This window comes from Mycobacterium dioxanotrophicus (assembly GCF_002157835.1).
GTDB lineage: Bacteria > Actinomycetota > Actinomycetes > Mycobacteriales > Mycobacteriaceae > Mycobacterium > Mycobacterium dioxanotrophicus.
Genome location: NZ_CP020809.1, coordinates 2,035,389 through 2,051,502 on the forward strand (window position 1 = coordinate 2,035,389; position 16,114 = coordinate 2,051,502).

Below are 16,114 nucleotides of genomic sequence, written 5' to 3' on the forward strand. Positions count from 1 at the left end.
GTGTCCAGACCATAGGATGGACCCCCGTGACCCCCGCCGACCTTGCCGAGCTGCTCAAGGCCACTGCCGCGGCAGTGTTGACCGAACATGACCTGGACACCGCCGCGCTGCCGGCCACCGTCACGGTCGAGCGCCCGCGCAACCCTGAGCACGGCGACTACGCCACCAACATCGCACTGCAGCTGGCCAAGAAGGTCGGCGTCAATCCCCGCGAGCTGGCCGGCTGGCTGGCGACCGCGCTGAGCAGCAGCGATGGCATCGCCGCGGCCGAGGTTGCCGGGCCCGGGTTCGTCAATCTGCGCATCGAGGCGTCCGCGCAGGGCGTCATCATCACCAACGTGCTCAGCGCGGGCGACGCGTACGGCAACTCCGGCGAGCTCGCCGAGAAGATCAACCTCGAATTCGTCTCGGCCAACCCGACCGGCCCGATCCACATCGGCGGTACCCGCTGGGCCGCCGTCGGTGACGCGCTGGGCCGGCTGCTGTCCACGCAGGGCGCCGACGTCACCCGCGAGTACTACTTCAACGACCACGGCGCGCAAATCGACCGGTTCGCGCGGTCGCTGGTCGCCGCGGCCAAAGGCGAGCCGACGCCGGAGGACGGCTACGCGGGCACCTACATCAACGACATCGCCGCGGCCGTGCTGGCCGAGCGGCCCGATGCGCTGAGCCTGCCCGCCGATCAGCAGCAGGAAGCCTTCCGCGAGGTGGGCGTCGACCTGATGTTCACCCACATCAAGGAATCGCTGCACGAGTTCGGCACGGACTTCGACGTCTACACGCACGAGGATTCGATGCACACCTCGGGGCGCGTCGAGCAGGCCATCGCCAAGTTGCGCGAGACCGGCAACATCTACGAAAAGGACGGCGCAACGTGGTTGCGCACCACCGAGTTCGGTGACGACAAGGACCGCGTCGTCATCAAGAGCGACGGCAACCCGGCCTACATCGCCGGCGACCTGGCCTACTACCTCGACAAGCGTCAGCGCGGTTTCGACCTGTGCATCTACATGCTCGGCGCCGACCACCACGGCTACATCGCCCGGCTCAAGGCCGCCGCGGCGGCGCTCGGCGACGACCCGGACAGCGTCGAGGTGCTCATCGGTCAGATGGTCAACCTGGTCCGCGACGGGCAGCCCGTGCGGATGAGCAAGCGGGCGGGCACGGTCATCACGCTCGACGACCTGGTCGAGGCCATCGGCGTGGATGCCGCGCGATACTCGCTGATCCGTTCGTCGGTGGACACCCCCATCGACATCGACCTGGCGCTGTGGTCGAGCGCGTCCAACGAAAACCCGGTCTACTACGTGCAATACGCGCACGCCCGGCTGTCCGCGCTGTCCCGAAACGCCGCCGACCTCGGCGTCACGGCCGACACCGGCCACCTGGATCTGCTCAATCACGACAAAGAGGGCACGCTGATCCGCAACCTCGGCGAGTTCCCGCGCGTGCTGAAAGCCGCTGCGGCGCTGCGGGAACCGCACCGCGTGTGCCGGTATCTGGAGGATCTGGCCGGCGATTACCACCGGTTCTACGACGCCTGCCGGGTGTTGCCGCAGGGCGACGAAGAACCGGGCGAGCTGAACTCCGCGCGGTTGGCGCTGTGCCAGGCCACCCGCCAGGTGATCGCCAACGGTCTGGCCATCCTCGGCGTGACCGCACCGGAGCGGATGTGAGCGCACATCCCGCCGGCCCCCGGCACGCCGACGAGATCCACCACCCGGGAGCGCCCGCACGGCCGCAAACGCCGGAGGAGGTTCTGCTGCTCGCCCCGAATGTGTGGCCCCGCAACCTGGTTCGCGGTGCCGATGGCGTGGTGTCCGTCGCCGGGGTGACGGTCACCGATCTGGCGGCCGAATTCGGCACCCCGCTGTTCGTGATCGACGAGGACGATTTCCGGTCGCGCTGCCGTGACATCGCCGCGGCCTTCGGGGGTGGCGAGTACGTGCACTACGCGACCAAGGCTTTCCTGTGCAGCGAGATCGCGCGCTGGGTCGACCAGGAGGGCCTGTCGCTCGACGTCGCTACGGGTGGCGAACTGGCCGTCGCGTTGCACGCGGGCTTCCCGGCGCAGCGAATCACCATGCACGGCAACAACAAGTCCGTCGAGGAGCTGACGACGGCGGTGAACGCCGGCGTGGGCCACGTGGTGGTGGACTCGCTGATCGAGATCGAGCGCCTGGACGCCATCGCGGGCGCGGCGGGCATCGTCCAGGACGTGCTGGTGCGCGTCACCGTCGGGGTCGAGGCGCACACCCACGAGTTCATCTCCACCGCGCACGAGGATCAGAAGTTCGGGCTGTCGCTGGCCAGCGGAGCCGCGATGGATGCCGTGCGCCGCGTGTTCGCCACCGACAACCTCCGGCTGGTCGGCCTGCACAGCCACATCGGCTCGCAGATCTTCGACGTGGACGGCTTCGAACTGGCCGCCCATCGCGTGATCGGCCTGCTGCGAGACGTGGTTGCCGAATTCGGGGTCGACAAGACCGCGCAGATGTCGATCGTGGATCTCGGTGGGGGACTGGGCATTTCCTACCTGCCCGACGACGACCCACCGCCGATGGACGAGCTGGCCGACAAACTCATGGCCATCGTCCGCAACGAGTCGGCTGCCGTGGGCCTGCCCGCGCCGAAACTGGTGGTGGAGCCCGGTCGGGCCATTGCGGGCCCCGGCACCATCACGCTCTACGAGGTCGGCACCGTCAAGGATGTCGCCATCGGCCCGACGGCACACCGGCGTTACGTCAGCGTCGACGGCGGTATGAGCGACAACATCCGCACCTCCCTGTACGCCGCCGAGTACGACGCCCGGCTGGTGTCGCGGGCCAGCGAGGCCCCCGCTGCACTGGCGAGAATCGTCGGAAAGCACTGCGAGACAGGGGATATCGTCGTCCGCGACACCTGGGTGTCCGACGACATCGCGCCGGGCGACCTGCTCGGTGTAGCTGCGACCGGTGCCTACTGCTATTCGATGTCGAGCCGGTACAACCTGCTCGGTCGCCCAGCGGTGGTAGCGGTCAAGGACGGCCGCGCGCGGCTGGTGTTGCGGCGGGAGACCGTCACCGATCTGTTGAGTCTGGAGGTGAGCGACGTATGAGCGGCAAGAAGTCGATCGGCGTAGCGGTATTGGGTTTGGGCAACGTCGGCAGCGAAGTTGTGCGCATCATCAACGAGAGTGCCCCCGACCTCGAGGCGCGGATCGGTGCGCCCCTGGAGTTGCGCGGCGTCGGCGTGCGCCGGGTGTCCGGCGACCGTGGCATTTCCGCCGATCTGCTCACCGACGACGTCGACGCGCTGGTGTCGCGCGATGACGTCGACATCGTCGTCGAGGTGATGGGCCCGGTCGAGCCCGCCCGCAAGGCCATCCTGTCGGCGCTCGAACAGGGCAAGTCGGTGGTCACCGCCAACAAGGCGCTGATGGCACAGTCCACGGGCGAGTTGGCGCAGGCGGCCGAGAACGCCCGTGTCGACCTGTATTTCGAGGCGGCAGTGGCCGGCGCCATCCCGGTGATCCGTCCGCTGACGCAGTCGCTGGCCGGTGACAGCGTGGTGCGGGTGGCCGGCATCGTCAACGGCACCACCAACTACATCCTGTCCGAGATGGACAGTACCGGAGCGGATTACGCGAGCGCGCTGGCCGACGCCAGCGCACTTGGCTATGCCGAGGCCGATCCCACCGCAGACGTCGAGGGCTATGACGCTGCCGCCAAGGCCGCGATCCTCGCCTCCATCGCGTTCCACACGCGGGTGACCGCCGACGACGTGTACCGCGAGGGCATCACCAAGGTCAGCGCTGAGGACTTCGCATCCGCCCGGGCGCTCGGCTGCACCATCAAGCTGCTGGCGATCTGCGAACGGATCTCCACCGATGAAGGCAAGCAACGGGTTTCGGCACGCGTATACCCGGCCCTGGTCCCGCTGACGCATCCGCTGGCCGCGGTCAACGGCGCGTTCAACGCCGTGGTGGTCGAGGCCGAGGCCGCCGGTCGACTGATGTTCTACGGGCAGGGCGCAGGCGGCGCACCGACCGCCTCGGCGGTGATGGGTGACCTGGTGATGGCCGCGCGCAACCGCGTACAGGGCGGCCGCGGGCCGCGCGAGTCGAAGTACGCCAAGCTCAAGATCGCGCCCATCGGATTCATCCCGACCCGCTACTACGTCAACATGAACGTTGCCGACCGTCCGGGCGTATTGTCCGCGGTCGCAGCCGAATTCAGCAAGCGTGAGGTCAGCATCGCCGAGGTGCGGCAGGAGGGCATGGTCGACGACGAGGGAGCGCCGTGCGGCGCACGCATCGTCGTGGTGACCCACCAGGCGACCGACGCGGCCTTGTCCGAAACCGTCGAGGCCCTCGCCGATCTCGACGTGGTGCAGACCATCAACAGTGTGCTTCGTATGGAAGGAACAGACGCATGAGTACAGCGCAGGCTGTGCACCGGCCGTGGCCGGGGCTGATCGAGGCGTACCGCGCCCGGTTGCCGATCGGTGACGACTGGACGCCGATCACCCTGCTGGAGGGTGGAACCCCACTCATCCACGCCAAGCGGATTTCCGAACAGACCGGCTGCACTGTGCATCTCAAGGTCGAGGGACTCAACCCGACGGGGTCGTTCAAGGACCGCGGCATGACCGTCGCCGTCACCGAATCCGTGGCGCGCGGCCAGCAGGCCGTGCTGTGCGCGTCGACCGGCAACACGTCGGCGTCGGCGGCGGCCTACGCGGCGCGGGCGGGCATCACCTGCGCGGTGCTGGTGCCCCAGGGCAAGATCGCGATGGGCAAGCTCGCCCAGGCGGTCATGCACGGCGCCAAGATCATTCAGGTCGACGGCAACTTCGACGACTGCCTGGAACTGGCGCGCAAACTCACCGCCGACTTCCCGACCATCGCGTTGGTCAACTCGGTCAACCCGTACCGCATCGAGGGGCAGAAGACCGCCGCGTTCGAGATTGTCGACGCGCTGGGCACCGCACCCGACGTGCATGCGCTGCCGGTCGGCAACGCGGGCAACATCACCGCGTACTGGAAGGGCTACAACGAGTACCACCGTGACGGCCTGAGCGATCGGCTGCCCCGCATGCTGGGCACGCAGGCCGCCGGAGCCGCGCCGCTGGTGCTCGGCGAACCCGTCAAGGAACCCGAGACCATCGCCACCGCCATCCGCATCGGTGCTCCGGCGTCGTGGAACACGGCCGTGGAAGCTCAGCAGCAGTCCAACGGGCGGTTCCTGGCGGCCACCGATGAGGAGATCCTCGCGGCGTATCACCTGATCGCACGGACCGAGGGCGTGTTCGTCGAACCCGCGTCGGCGGCCAGCGTCGCCGGCCTGCTCAAGTCCATCGAGGACGGTTGGGTCAAGCGCGGTTCCACCGTGGTGTGCACCGTCACCGGCAACGGGCTCAAGGACCCCGACACGGCGCTGCGGGGCGTGCCGCCGGTTACCCCGGTACCCGTCGACCCGATGGCCGTCGTCGCCAAGCTCGGACTGGTCTGATCTGTGAGCCAAACCCTGCCGGTCGGCATTGCCGCCACCTCCGTCGTCGCCGCATCGAGCGCGAACCTGGGCCCCGGTTTCGACAGCCTGGGCCTGGCGCTGAGCCTGTACGACGAGATCGTGGTCGAGACAACAGAATCCGGCCTCCAGGTGGAGGTCGAAGGGCAGGGTGCCGGCCAGGTGCCGCTGGATGCGACGCATCTGGTGGTCCGCGCGATCGAGGCAGGCCTGCGGGCCACCGGGTACACCGCCCCGGGCTTGATCGTGCGCTGCCGCAACGACATTCCGCATTCCCGCGGACTGGGGTCGTCTGCCGCCGCCGTGGTCGGCGGGCTGGCAGCGGTCAACGGCCTTGTGACACAGGCAGGTTCGGAACCCATGGGGGAGGATCAGCTGATCCAGCTCGCCAGCGAATTCGAGGGCCATCCGGACAACGCCGCAGCCGCGGTGCTCGGCGGCGCCGTGGTGTCCTGGACGGGCGCCCCGCGCGTCAGCGGTGAGCAGCCGCGCTACGCGGCCGCGCAGGTCGAGCTGCATCCCGATATCCGGTTGTTCTCCGCGGTGCCGCAGCAGCGGTCCTCGACCGCCGAGACGCGAGTTCTGCTGCCGGAACAGGTCAGCCACGTCGACGCGCGATTCAACATCAGCCGCGTGGCGTTGCTGGTGGTCGCACTCACCGAGCGTCCCGATTTGCTGATGGACGCCACCGAGGACGTGCTGCACCAACCGCAGCGCGCGGCGGCGATGCCCGCTTCCTCGGAATATCTGGGGATACTGCGACGTTACGGAGTGGCGGCAGTGCTCTCAGGAGCCGGGCCATCCGTGCTCGGTCTGAGCTTCCAAGCTGGTTTACCTGCGGAGGCGTTGCAATACGGCACTGCCAACGGGTTCACGGTGCGCGAGATGTCGGTGGGCGACGGAGTCCGGTGGATGTCGGGTGTTGCAGTCCGCAACTGAGATAACACGCCCCACGTGGGGGTTGCTTGCTTCCCGCCTGAAAGCGGGCTATTCTCGCTGTCGTCCAGCAATCGCAGCGGCTCTGCCTGCGCAGACACTAGGACGACCACCCAAACTTCTTGTGTTCTACTCGTGGACTAACGGGTCGCCGTTCGACGGCAAACCCATGCGATCACCGTTGCGTAGGCGACGGTGCGAGCTACGCGCTCAGCGGTACAGCTGAATGCGTGTCGACCTTTGGGGAACCCTCGCACGACGTAAACAGCGAGGGAAAGAAAGGAAATCCGTGACTGATACGGACCTCTTCACGGCTGATAACAGCAATGACACTGGAGAGCTGTCGAACGCCGTGACGGCAGCGACTCCAGCGGAAACACCGGCTGCTGCGCCCTCCGCGCCCACGTCCGACGCCCGCGCCGCAAACCCGCGGCCTGCCTCGCTGTCGACGATGGTGCTGCCCGAGCTGCGCGCTTTGGCCAAGGAAATCGGTGTCGAGGGCGCGTCGGGTCTGCGCAAGAGTGAGCTGATCGCCGCGATCCGCGCCCATCGGGGCGAGACCAACGGCCGCGGCGGCGCCGCGACCGCCGAGGCCAAGTCCGACACCGAGGCTCCGGCCGAGCAACCGACCCGTCCGCGCCGCGAACGTCGGGGCTCGTCCCGCCAGGCGGGAGCACCGGCCGCCGACGCCGAGCCCGCCAAGCAGGCCGAAGGCGACAAGCCTGCCGAGGTGGAAGCCAAGCCCGCCGAGCAGGAAAAGCCCGCTCAGCAGGAGCAACCCGCCAAGCAGGAGAAGCAGGACCGGCCTGCGCGGCAGGACAGGCAAGACAGGCAAGACAAGAGCGAGAAGCAGGACGCGTCGGACAAGGCGGACACCAAGTCCGCCGACGAGCGCTCTGACCAGCAGGGCGACCAGCAGACCCGGGGTGGGAACGCGGGTGGAAATGCCGGTGAAGACGACGGCGACGGCCGCCAGGGTCGGCGCGGCCGACGCTTCCGGGACCGTCGTCGGCGCGGTGAGCGCGGCGGCGAAGGCGAGAGCGGCGGACGCAACGAGACCGAACTGCGTGAAGACGACGTCGTGCAGCCCGTCGCGGGCATCCTCGACGTCCTCGACAACTACGCGTTCGTCCGGACGTCGGGCTACCTGGCCGGTCCCAACGACGTGTACGTGTCGATGAACATGGTGCGCAAGAACGGCCTGCGCCGCGGTGACGCGGTCACCGGTGCGGTCCGCGTGCCCCGCGAGGGCGAGGGTGGCGGCCAGAATCCGCGGCAGAAGTTCAATCCGCTGGTGCGCCTGGACAGCGTCAACGGTGGTCCGGTCGAGAACGCCAAGAACCGGCCCGATTTCACCAAGCTGACCCCGCTGTACCCGAACCAGCGGCTGCGCCTGGAGACCACGCCCGAGCGTCTCACCACGCGCGTCATCGACCTGATCATGCCGATCGGCAAGGGGCAGCGTGCTCTGATCGTGTCGCCGCCCAAGGCCGGTAAGACCACGATCATGCAGGACATCGCCAACGCGATCACCAAGAACAACCCGGAGTGCCACCTCATGGTGGTGCTCGTCGATGAGCGGCCTGAAGAGGTCACCGACATGCAGCGTTCGGTGAAGGGTGAGGTCATCGCCTCAACCTTCGACCGGCCGCCGTCAGATCACACCCAGGCCGCCGAGCTGGCCATCGAGCGGGCTAAGCGCCTGGTCGAGCAGGGCAAGGACGTCGTCGTGCTGCTCGACTCGATCACCCGGCTGGGCCGCGCGTACAACAACGCGTCGCCGGCTTCGGGCCGCATCCTCTCCGGTGGTGTGGATTCCACCGCGCTGTACCCGCCCAAGCGGTTCCTCGGCGCGGCGCGCAACATCGAGCACGGTGGCTCGTTGACCATCATCGCCACGGCGATGGTCGAAACCGGGTCCACCGGTGACACGGTCATCTTCGAGGAGTTCAAGGGCACTGGTAACGCCGAGCTCAAGCTCGACCGCAAGATCGCCGAGCGCCGGGTCTTCCCGGCCGTCGACGTCAACCCGTCCGGCACCCGTAAGGACGAGCTGCTGCTGTCCCCGGACGAGTTCGCGATCGTGCACAAGCTGCGCCGCGTGCTGTCGGGCCTCGACAGCCATCAGGCCATCGACCTGCTGATGAGCCAGCTGCGCAAGACCAAGAACAACTACGAGTTCCTGGTCCAGGTCTCCAAGACCGCACCGGGCTCGATGGACGTCGACTAGTCCACGGGCCGTACGCACACTGCCCCGCACGCCCAGCGTGTCGGGGCAGCGCGCGTTTCGGGGCTTCCTGAGGGGACTACAGCGCCGGGTCGGCCTTGAGGCCCGGCATCACATACCGGCGCACGTGTAGCAGCACCGCGTCGTAGTCACCGGCGTCGAGCTGTTCGCCAGGCATGGTGGCCAACGAAAGCAATACCCGCGCAACCCATTCCGAAGCCTCTGCGATGTCGGCGTCGGGATGGATCTCGCCGGCGTCGCGGGCGGCGACCAGGTACGGCGACCAGAACGCCGCCAGATCGGGCACCAGGCCCTGCACACCGGCGCCGGCGCACGCGGCGAACTCGTCGGGTTCCTCCATCCGCAGCTTCATCAACAACGCGCCCGGATCGTCGTAGGCCGTGCGGCCATGCCGGACCCCCGCCGCAATCTTCTGGTCGAGGCCGTCGAACTGCGCGAGCATGGCGTGCGCCTCGGACCAGTAGGCCTCGTTGAGCCGCACGATCGCCGCGCCGAGCAGGGTGACCTTGTCGGGGAAGTGGCGGTACAGCCAGCCCCGGGACACGCCGGCGGCCTCGGCAACCTCCGACACCGTGGTCGCCCGGATGCCCTTGGCGCGCAGACAGACTTCTGCCGCGTCGATCAGGCGGTCGCGCACGGTGCGGGGGGCGGTGGTGCTGGTCAACTCCGGCGGCTCCTGGTCGAGACGATCTTCGGTGGTAATGATTGTGCCAAGTACCTGACGCTACCGGCAGACGCCACAGCCGTGGTAGACAGTTTCGAAAAACTGTTCACTAGCCTTGGGGGCGACGAATGGCCGACACACTGCAGCAGCTGCTCGGCGAACGTGCAGATCAGGACGGTATCGCGATCAAATACGGCGATCGCACCTGGACCTGGGCCGAACACATCGCCGAGGCGCGCGCACAGGCCGCGGGCCTGATCGCTGCCGCGGATCCCGTCCGGCCGCTTCATGTCGGCGTGCTCATGGCGAACACCCCCGACATGCTCACGGCCCTGGCCGCCGCGGCCCTGGGTGGCTATGTGCTGTGCGGCATCAACACCACGCGCCGCGGTGAAGGGCTGGCCCGCGACATCGGCAGAGTCGAGTGCCAGATCGTGCTCGTGGACGCGCAGCACCGGGCGCTGCTCGACGGCCTCGACCTTCCGGGCGTCACCGTCATCGACGTATCGGAGACCGCATGGCAGGCCCGCGAACTGGTCCCGTACCGCCAGGTCGGGCCTGATGACACCTTCATGATGATCTTCACCTCGGGTACCAGCGGTGAGCCCAAGGCCGTCGAGGTGGCGCACTCCATCGTGCTGTTCTCGGCCGCGGCGCTGGTCCAGCGCTACGGGCTGACCTCGGCGGACACCTGCTACCTGGCCATGCCGTTGTTCCACTCCAACGGGGTGTACGCGGGCTGGGGAGTCGCGCTGGCCTCCGGTGCGGCGATGGCACCCGCGGCCTTCTCGGCGTCGCGGTTCCTGTCGGACATCCGTCGGTACGGCGCGACGTACATGAACTACGTCGGCAAGCCGCTGGCGTACATCCTGGCCACCCCCGAGCAGCCCGACGATCACGACAATCCGCTGAAGGTGGCGTTCGGCAACGAAGCCGCCGACCGCGACATCGACGAGTTCAGCCGCCGGTTCGGCTGCAGCGTGTGGGACGGATTCGGCTCCACCGAGCTCGCGATCATCATCACCCGCTCCGAGGGCTGCCCCACCGGCAGCGTGGGGAAAGGGTTTCCGGGCGTCGCGATCTACGACCCGGAGACGCTCACCGAATGCGAGGTCGCGCGCTTCGACGACGCCGGTGCGCTGATCAATGCCGACGCGGCCACCGGTGAGCTGGTCAACACCGACGGCAGCGGGATGTTCCGTGGCTACCACAACGACCAGCGCGCCACGGACGAACGCCTCCGGCACGGCATGTACTGGTCGGGTGACCTGGCCTACCGCGACGCCGACGGCTGGATCTATCTCGCCGGCCGGACCGCGGACTGGATGCGGGTCGACGGCGAGAACATCACTGCGGCGCCCATCGAACGAATCCTGTTGCGTCAGCCGGTGATCAACCGGGTCGCGGTCTATCCCGTGCCCGACGAGTTCGTCGGCGACCAGGTGATGGCCGCCATCGTGCTGCGCGACGACCAGCAGCTCACGCCGGAAAAGTTCGGCCGATTCCTCGCCGCCCAACCCGACCTGTCACCCAAATCGTGGCCCCGTTTCGTCTGGCTCGCCGACGATCTTCCGACCACCGCCACCAACAAGATCCTCAAACGCGAGCTGGTCGCCCGCGGGACCGACCCGGCAGGCCGGGTGCTGTGGCAGCGCGACGGAACGACGTACGCGCGCATCTGATCGGCGGGAATAGAGCCTGGCCGGCACGCGTTTAGGCTGCTGGCGGCCGAACTGGCATAATGGACCGCCGACCCTCGGTCCCGGTTCACGTCCACACGTGAGGAGCGCAATCAGCGCCGATCTCGGGCGACCCGGGCCAACGACTGAAGAGGAACCATGAAAACGGGCATTCACCCTGAGTACGTCGAGACCACCGTGCACTGCGGTTGTGGCAACACTTTCACGACGCGCAGCACGAAGAACAGCGGACAGATCGTCGTTGAGGTCTGCTCGCAGTGCCACCCCTTCTACACCGGCAAGCAGAAGATCCTCGACAGCGGCGGCCGTGTGGCCCGCTTCGAGAAGCGCTACGGCAAGCGCAAGCCGGCCGGCGAGAAGGCCGCGGCCGACAAGTAGCTTTGTCGACGACGCCCGATCTGTCGCATTCGCGTCAGATCCGGGCGTCGTTCTCGTTTGAGCAGGCATTCAGAAGGAGGTTGACGTGACAGATAACGCGTCGGCTGTCGAGGTGATCCTCGCCGAGCACGCCGACCTCGAACTACAACTGGCCGATCCAAACTTGCACGCCGACGCGTCGGCTGCCCGCAAGGTCGGACGCCGGTTCGCGCAGATCTCGCCGGTCGTGGCCACGTACCGCAAGTTGGAGGCCGCCCGCGGTGACCTCGAGGCCGCGCGTGAACTCGCCGCCGACGACGCCAGCTTCGCCGCCGAGGTCGACGAACTGACGGCGCGGGTCGCCGAACTCGACACTCAGCTGACCGATCTGCTCGCTCCGCGTGATCCGCACGATGCCGACGACATCGTGCTCGAGGTCAAGTCGGGGGAGGGCGGCGAGGAGTCGGCACTGTTCGCCGCCGACCTGGCCCGCATGTACATCCGCTACGCCGAACGGCACGGCTGGACTGTGACGATGCTCGGCGAAACCACTTCCGACCTGGGCGGATACAAAGACGCCACGTTGTCCATCCGGAGCAAGGGTGATTCGGCCGACGGCGTGTGGGCCCGGTTGAAGTTCGAGGGCGGCGTGCACCGTGTACAGCGTGTCCCGGTCACCGAGTCACAGGGCCGGGTGCACACCTCGGCTGCCGGCGTGCTGGTGTACCCCGAGCCCGAAGAGGTCGAGCAGGTCCAGATCGACGAATCGGATCTGCGCATCGACGTATACCGCTCGTCGGGCAAGGGCGGCCAGGGCGTCAACACCACCGACTCCGCCGTCCGCATCACGCATCTGCCGACCGGCATCGTGGTGACCTGCCAGAACGAGCGCTCGCAGCTGCAGAACAAGGCCCGCGCCATGCAGGTGCTGGCCGCGCGACTGCAGGCGCTGGCCGAGGAACAGGCCGACGCCGACGCCTCGGCGGACCGTGCCAGCCAGATCCGCACGGTGGACCGCAGCGAGCGCATCCGGACATACAACTTCCCCGAGAACCGCATCGCCGATCACCGGATCAACTTCAAGGCGCACAACCTGGACCAGGTGCTCGACGGGGAACTGGACCCCCTGTTCGACGCGCTGGCCGCCGCTGACAAGCAGTCGAGGCTGCAACAGGCATGACCCGGCCCGCCGGGGAAGGCATGACCCGGCCCGCCGGGCACGGCACGACCGACCTGCGCCAGGCCATCCAAACGGCCGCCGACACCCTGGCCGCGGCGGGCATCGACTCGGCGCGCACCGATGCTGAACTGCTGGCGGCGCACGTCGCGGGCACCGACCGCGGCCGTCTGATGCTCATCGACGATCCCGGCGAGACCTTTCACCGGACGTTCGACGCGTTGATCGCGGCACGTGCGCAGCGGGTACCGCTGCAGCATCTGGTGGGTACCGCCGCATTCGGTCCGCTGACGCTGGCCGTCGGTCCGGGCGTGTTCATTCCCCGGCCGGAGACTGAATCGCTGCTGGAGTGGGCAATGAATTTCATTGATACACAAAAGCTTTCGGAATCGCCGGTGATCGTCGACCTCTGTACCGGTTCCGGCGCACTGGCGTTGGCGCTCGCGGCGCACCGCCCGGACGCGCGGGTGCTGGCCATCGACGACTCGGAGACAGCCCTCCAATACACCCGCCGCAACGCGGCGGGCACGCAGGTCGAGGTCCTGGCTGCCGACGTCACAACGCCGGGGTTGTTGCCGGAACTCGACGGCCGGGTCGATCTGCTGGTCGCCAACCCGCCGTACATCCCGGCCGGCGCGGAACTGGATCCCGAGGTGGCCGATCATGATCCGGCGCACGCGTTGTTCGGGGGCGCCGACGGCATGGAGGTGATCGGCCCCATCGTCAGGCTTGCCGCGCGGTGGTTACGCGACGGCGCCGGCTGTGCCGTCGAGCACGACGACACCACCTCGCGTCAGACCGTCGCGATGTTCACCGACGACGGCAGTTTCACGTCCGTCCTGCCACACCGCGACCTGGTCGGACGACCCCGCTTTGTCACAGCCATCCGGGTTGGGAGAAGCTGAGTTCATGGAGCCGAGATGACAACCTTCGACTGCAGTGACTCCACTCAGCGCGCGACGGGCATCGCGTCGGCGATCAGCGCGCTCAAGGGCGGTCGGCTCGTCGTGATGCCGACCGACACCGTCTACGGCATCGGCGCGGACGCCTTCGACCGCGACGCGGTCGGCAGTCTGCTCGCGGCCAAGGGGCGTGGCCGCGATATGCCGGTCGGCGTCCTCGTCGGATCCTGGACCACGATCGATGGCCTGGTCTTCTCGGTGCCCGATGCCGCACGCGAGCTGATCCGGGCGTTCTGGCCGGGCGCGCTGAGCCTGGTGGTGCGCCAGGCGCCGTCGCTGCAATGGGACCTCGGCGACGCCAACGGCAGCGTGATGCTGCGGATGCCGCTTCACCCCGTGGCCATCGAACTGCTGCGTGAGGTCGGGCCGATGGCGGTGTCGAGCGCCAACGTTTCCGGCAGGCCCGCCGCGGTCACTGCCGCTGCCGCGCGCGAGCAACTCGGCGACCTGGTTGAGGTCTACCTCGATGGCGGGCCCGCCGAACGGCAGGCCGCGTCCACCATCGTCGATCTGACCGGTGGGCAGCCGCGCATCCTGCGCGAGGGCCCGATCAGCGCCGACGACATCGCCAGGGTTCTCGGAGTGGAAGCCACGACACTGGCCCCGACACTCACGGAGTGATCTCAGCTTGCTGACGTACGGTGCACCGGTGATCACGGCTGCGGGGCAGATCGATGCCGCGATCCCGACCGGCCTGCTCGCGTTGTCCGACCAAGGGGCCGGGGTGCCGCTGCGGGAGCTGGCGCTGGTCGGCCTGACTGCCGCGATCATCACCTACTTCGCCACCGGCTGGGTCCGGGTCATGGCCATCCGGCTCGGCGCCGTCGCGTATCCGCGGGAACGAGACGTGCACGTGCAGCCGACCCCCCGCATGGGCGGGCTGGCCATGTACGTCGGGGTCGCCTCGGCGGTGCTGTTGGCTTCCCAGCTGCCGGCGTTGACCCGCGGGTTCGTCTACTCGACGGGTATGCCTGCCGTGGTGGTCGCCGGCGGCCTGATCATGGCGATCGGGCTGATCGACGACCGGTGGGGTCTGGACGCGCTGACCAAATTCGCCGGTCAGATCACCGCCGCCAGCGTTCTGGTCACGATGGGTGTGGCCTGGAGCGTGCTCTACATCCCGATCGGGGGAGTGGGCACGATAGTGCTCGACCAGGTGTCGTCGATCCTGCTCACGCTGGCGCTGACCGTCTCGATCGTGAACGCGATGAACTTCGTCGACGGGCTCGACGGTCTGGCAGCCGGCCTCGGGTTGATCACCGCGCTCGCCATCTGCGTCTTCTCGGTCGGTCTGCTGCGTGACCACGGCGGCGACGTGCTGTTCTACCCGCCCGCGGTGATCTCCGTCGTGCTGGCGGGCGCCTGCCTGGGCTTTCTGCCGCACAACTTCCACCGCGCCAAGATCTTCATGGGCGACTCGGGGTCCATGTTGATCGGGCTCATGCTGGGCGCCGCCTCGACCACCGCGGCGGGCCCGATCTCCCAGAATGCCTACGGTGCCCGCGACGTGTTCGCCCTGATGTCGCCGTTCCTGTTGGTCATCGCAGTGATGTCTGTGCCTGCGCTGGACATGTTGCTGGCCATCGTGCGCCGCACCCGCGCCGGGCGCAGCCCGTTCAGCCCCGACAAGATGCATCTGCACCACCGGTTATTGCAGATCGGGCACTCGCACCGGCGCGTGGTGCTACTCATCTACCTATGGGTGGGCATCGTCGCCTTCGGCGCGGCCAGCACGATTTTCGTCGACCCGCGCTACACCGGCGCGGTGATGGCGGCGGCCATTCTGGTTGCGATCGTGGTCACACTTATCCCGCTGTTGCGCCGCGGTCCCGATGGGCGGGAACCGCAGCTCGACGATCAGTACGACGAAAAGTAGTAGAGCCCCTACCATGTGGTACGGTGCTGGCAGAACCCGAAAAACCTCACGGGTTGCCGGCCCGGCCCATCGGTCCCGAAAAGCCGATCGGCGCCGAATAACGACCGACAAAGGGAGCTACCCCTTGGGTGATTCCAGCGCGCCCGTCGCCCTTCGATACGCTCGTCGGGCACATTCAGGACTTTGCCAGGTAAAAGCTGTACAGGGATTGGGGTGAAGCAGTGACGACACCAGCGCAAGATGCGCCGTTGGTGTTCCCGTCGGTGGCGTTTCGGCCACTGCGGCTCCTGATCATCTGCGTGGCACTGACCGGCGTTGCCGTCGTGGCCGCCGCGTTCACCGGACACGTCTTGTTCGGAGTGTTCTTCGGCGTCGGCCTCGGCCTCGGCCTGATCAATGCGTTGCTGGTGCGGCACGCGGTGGAGTCGATCACCGCGGAGGAGCACCCGCTCAAGAAGAAGATGGCGGTCAACTCCGCCACCCGGCTGCTGATCATCACCGCGATCGCGCTCGCGATCGCCTTCTTCTTCAAGAACTCGGGCGGCATCGCGGTGCTGTTCGGGTTGGCGATCTTCCAGGCACTGCTGGTGATGTCCACCAGCTTCCCGGTGCTCAAGAAGATCCGCACCGACGGCCTTGACGCCGTCGATACCTCTGGCACGGATTCGAAGGGTTGAGCTGACA

The 16,114-nt window shown here is 67.8% G+C and carries 14 protein-coding genes; 13 read left to right on the top strand and 1 reads right to left on the bottom strand.

Annotated features, from left to right (window positions below; genetic code table 11):
* The first annotated feature begins 26 nt into the window (after positions 1 to 26).
* The 6 genes from argS to rho all read left to right on the top strand — a co-directional run bounded on the left by argS (position 27) and on the right by rho (position 8,676).
* Positions 27 to 1,676: an arginine--tRNA ligase gene (argS, locus tag BTO20_RS09840; RefSeq protein WP_087075413.1), complete on the top strand. Its 1,650-nt coding sequence runs from the start codon at positions 27 to 29 to the stop codon at positions 1,674 to 1,676.
* A gap of 35 nt (positions 1,677 to 1,711) precedes the next feature.
* Entirely contained in the window at positions 1,712 to 3,097 is a 1,386-nt protein-coding gene (lysA, locus tag BTO20_RS09845) for a diaminopimelate decarboxylase (protein WP_198344488.1), read from the top strand.
* Complete coding sequence (locus tag BTO20_RS09850) at positions 3,094 to 4,416, top strand: homoserine dehydrogenase (protein WP_087075417.1); 1,323 nt, start codon at positions 3,094 to 3,096, stop codon at positions 4,414 to 4,416. The genes lysA and BTO20_RS09850 overlap by 4 nt, the downstream gene beginning before the upstream one ends.
* Positions 4,413 to 5,492, top strand: a complete 1,080-nt coding sequence (thrC, locus tag BTO20_RS09855; RefSeq protein WP_087075419.1) for a threonine synthase — start codon at positions 4,413 to 4,415, stop codon at positions 5,490 to 5,492. Before BTO20_RS09850 ends, thrC begins: the two co-directional genes overlap by 4 nt.
* 3 nt (positions 5,493 to 5,495) lie before the next feature.
* Positions 5,496 to 6,449 carry a homoserine kinase gene (gene thrB / locus BTO20_RS09860; protein WP_087075421.1) on the top strand — a complete coding sequence of 318 codons (954 nt, stop codon included), beginning with the start codon at positions 5,496 to 5,498 and terminating at the stop codon, positions 6,447 to 6,449.
* A gap of 286 nt (positions 6,450 to 6,735) precedes the next feature.
* Complete coding sequence (rho, locus tag BTO20_RS09865) at positions 6,736 to 8,676, top strand: transcription termination factor Rho (RefSeq protein ID WP_087075423.1); 1,941 nt, start codon at positions 6,736 to 6,738, stop codon at positions 8,674 to 8,676.
* Between the two features lie 76 nt (positions 8,677 to 8,752).
* Here rho and BTO20_RS09870 read toward each other — a convergent pair whose 3' ends face one another.
* Entirely contained in the window at positions 8,753 to 9,358 is a 606-nt protein-coding gene (locus BTO20_RS09870) for a TetR/AcrR family transcriptional regulator (RefSeq protein ID WP_087075425.1), read from the bottom strand.
* A 128-nt stretch (positions 9,359 to 9,486) separates the two neighbouring features.
* Between BTO20_RS09870 and fadD1 the strand changes: the two genes are divergently transcribed.
* The 7 genes from fadD1 to BTO20_RS09905 all read left to right on the top strand — a co-directional run bounded on the left by fadD1 (position 9,487) and on the right by BTO20_RS09905 (position 16,107).
* Positions 9,487 to 11,040 (top strand): fatty-acid--CoA ligase FadD1, encoded by a 1,554-nt coding sequence (gene fadD1 / locus BTO20_RS09875; protein ID WP_087075427.1) that lies wholly within the window; start codon positions 9,487 to 9,489, stop codon positions 11,038 to 11,040.
* A gap of 156 nt (positions 11,041 to 11,196) precedes the next feature.
* Positions 11,197 to 11,436 carry a 50S ribosomal protein L31 gene (gene rpmE / locus BTO20_RS09880; protein ID WP_029374091.1) on the top strand — a complete coding sequence of 80 codons (240 nt, stop codon included), beginning with the start codon at positions 11,197 to 11,199 and terminating at the stop codon, positions 11,434 to 11,436.
* Between the two features lie 85 nt (positions 11,437 to 11,521).
* Positions 11,522 to 12,595: a peptide chain release factor 1 gene (prfA, locus tag BTO20_RS09885; protein WP_087075429.1), complete on the top strand. Its 1,074-nt coding sequence runs from the start codon at positions 11,522 to 11,524 to the stop codon at positions 12,593 to 12,595.
* A gap of 20 nt (positions 12,596 to 12,615) precedes the next feature.
* Positions 12,616 to 13,497, top strand: a complete 882-nt coding sequence (gene prmC, locus BTO20_RS09890) for a peptide chain release factor N(5)-glutamine methyltransferase (protein ID WP_087081881.1) — start codon at positions 12,616 to 12,618, stop codon at positions 13,495 to 13,497.
* 15 nt (positions 13,498 to 13,512) lie between these two features.
* Complete coding sequence (locus BTO20_RS09895) at positions 13,513 to 14,175, top strand: L-threonylcarbamoyladenylate synthase (RefSeq protein WP_087075431.1); 663 nt, start codon at positions 13,513 to 13,515, stop codon at positions 14,173 to 14,175.
* Positions 14,176 to 14,182: 7 nt separating this feature from the next.
* Positions 14,183 to 15,430, top strand: a complete 1,248-nt coding sequence (locus BTO20_RS09900) for a glycosyltransferase family 4 protein (protein ID WP_087075433.1) — start codon at positions 14,183 to 14,185, stop codon at positions 15,428 to 15,430.
* 221 nt (positions 15,431 to 15,651) lie between these two features.
* Entirely contained in the window at positions 15,652 to 16,107 is a 456-nt protein-coding gene (locus BTO20_RS09905) for an ATP synthase subunit I (protein ID WP_087075434.1), read from the top strand.
* The last annotated feature ends 7 nt before the right edge of the window (positions 16,108 to 16,114 follow it).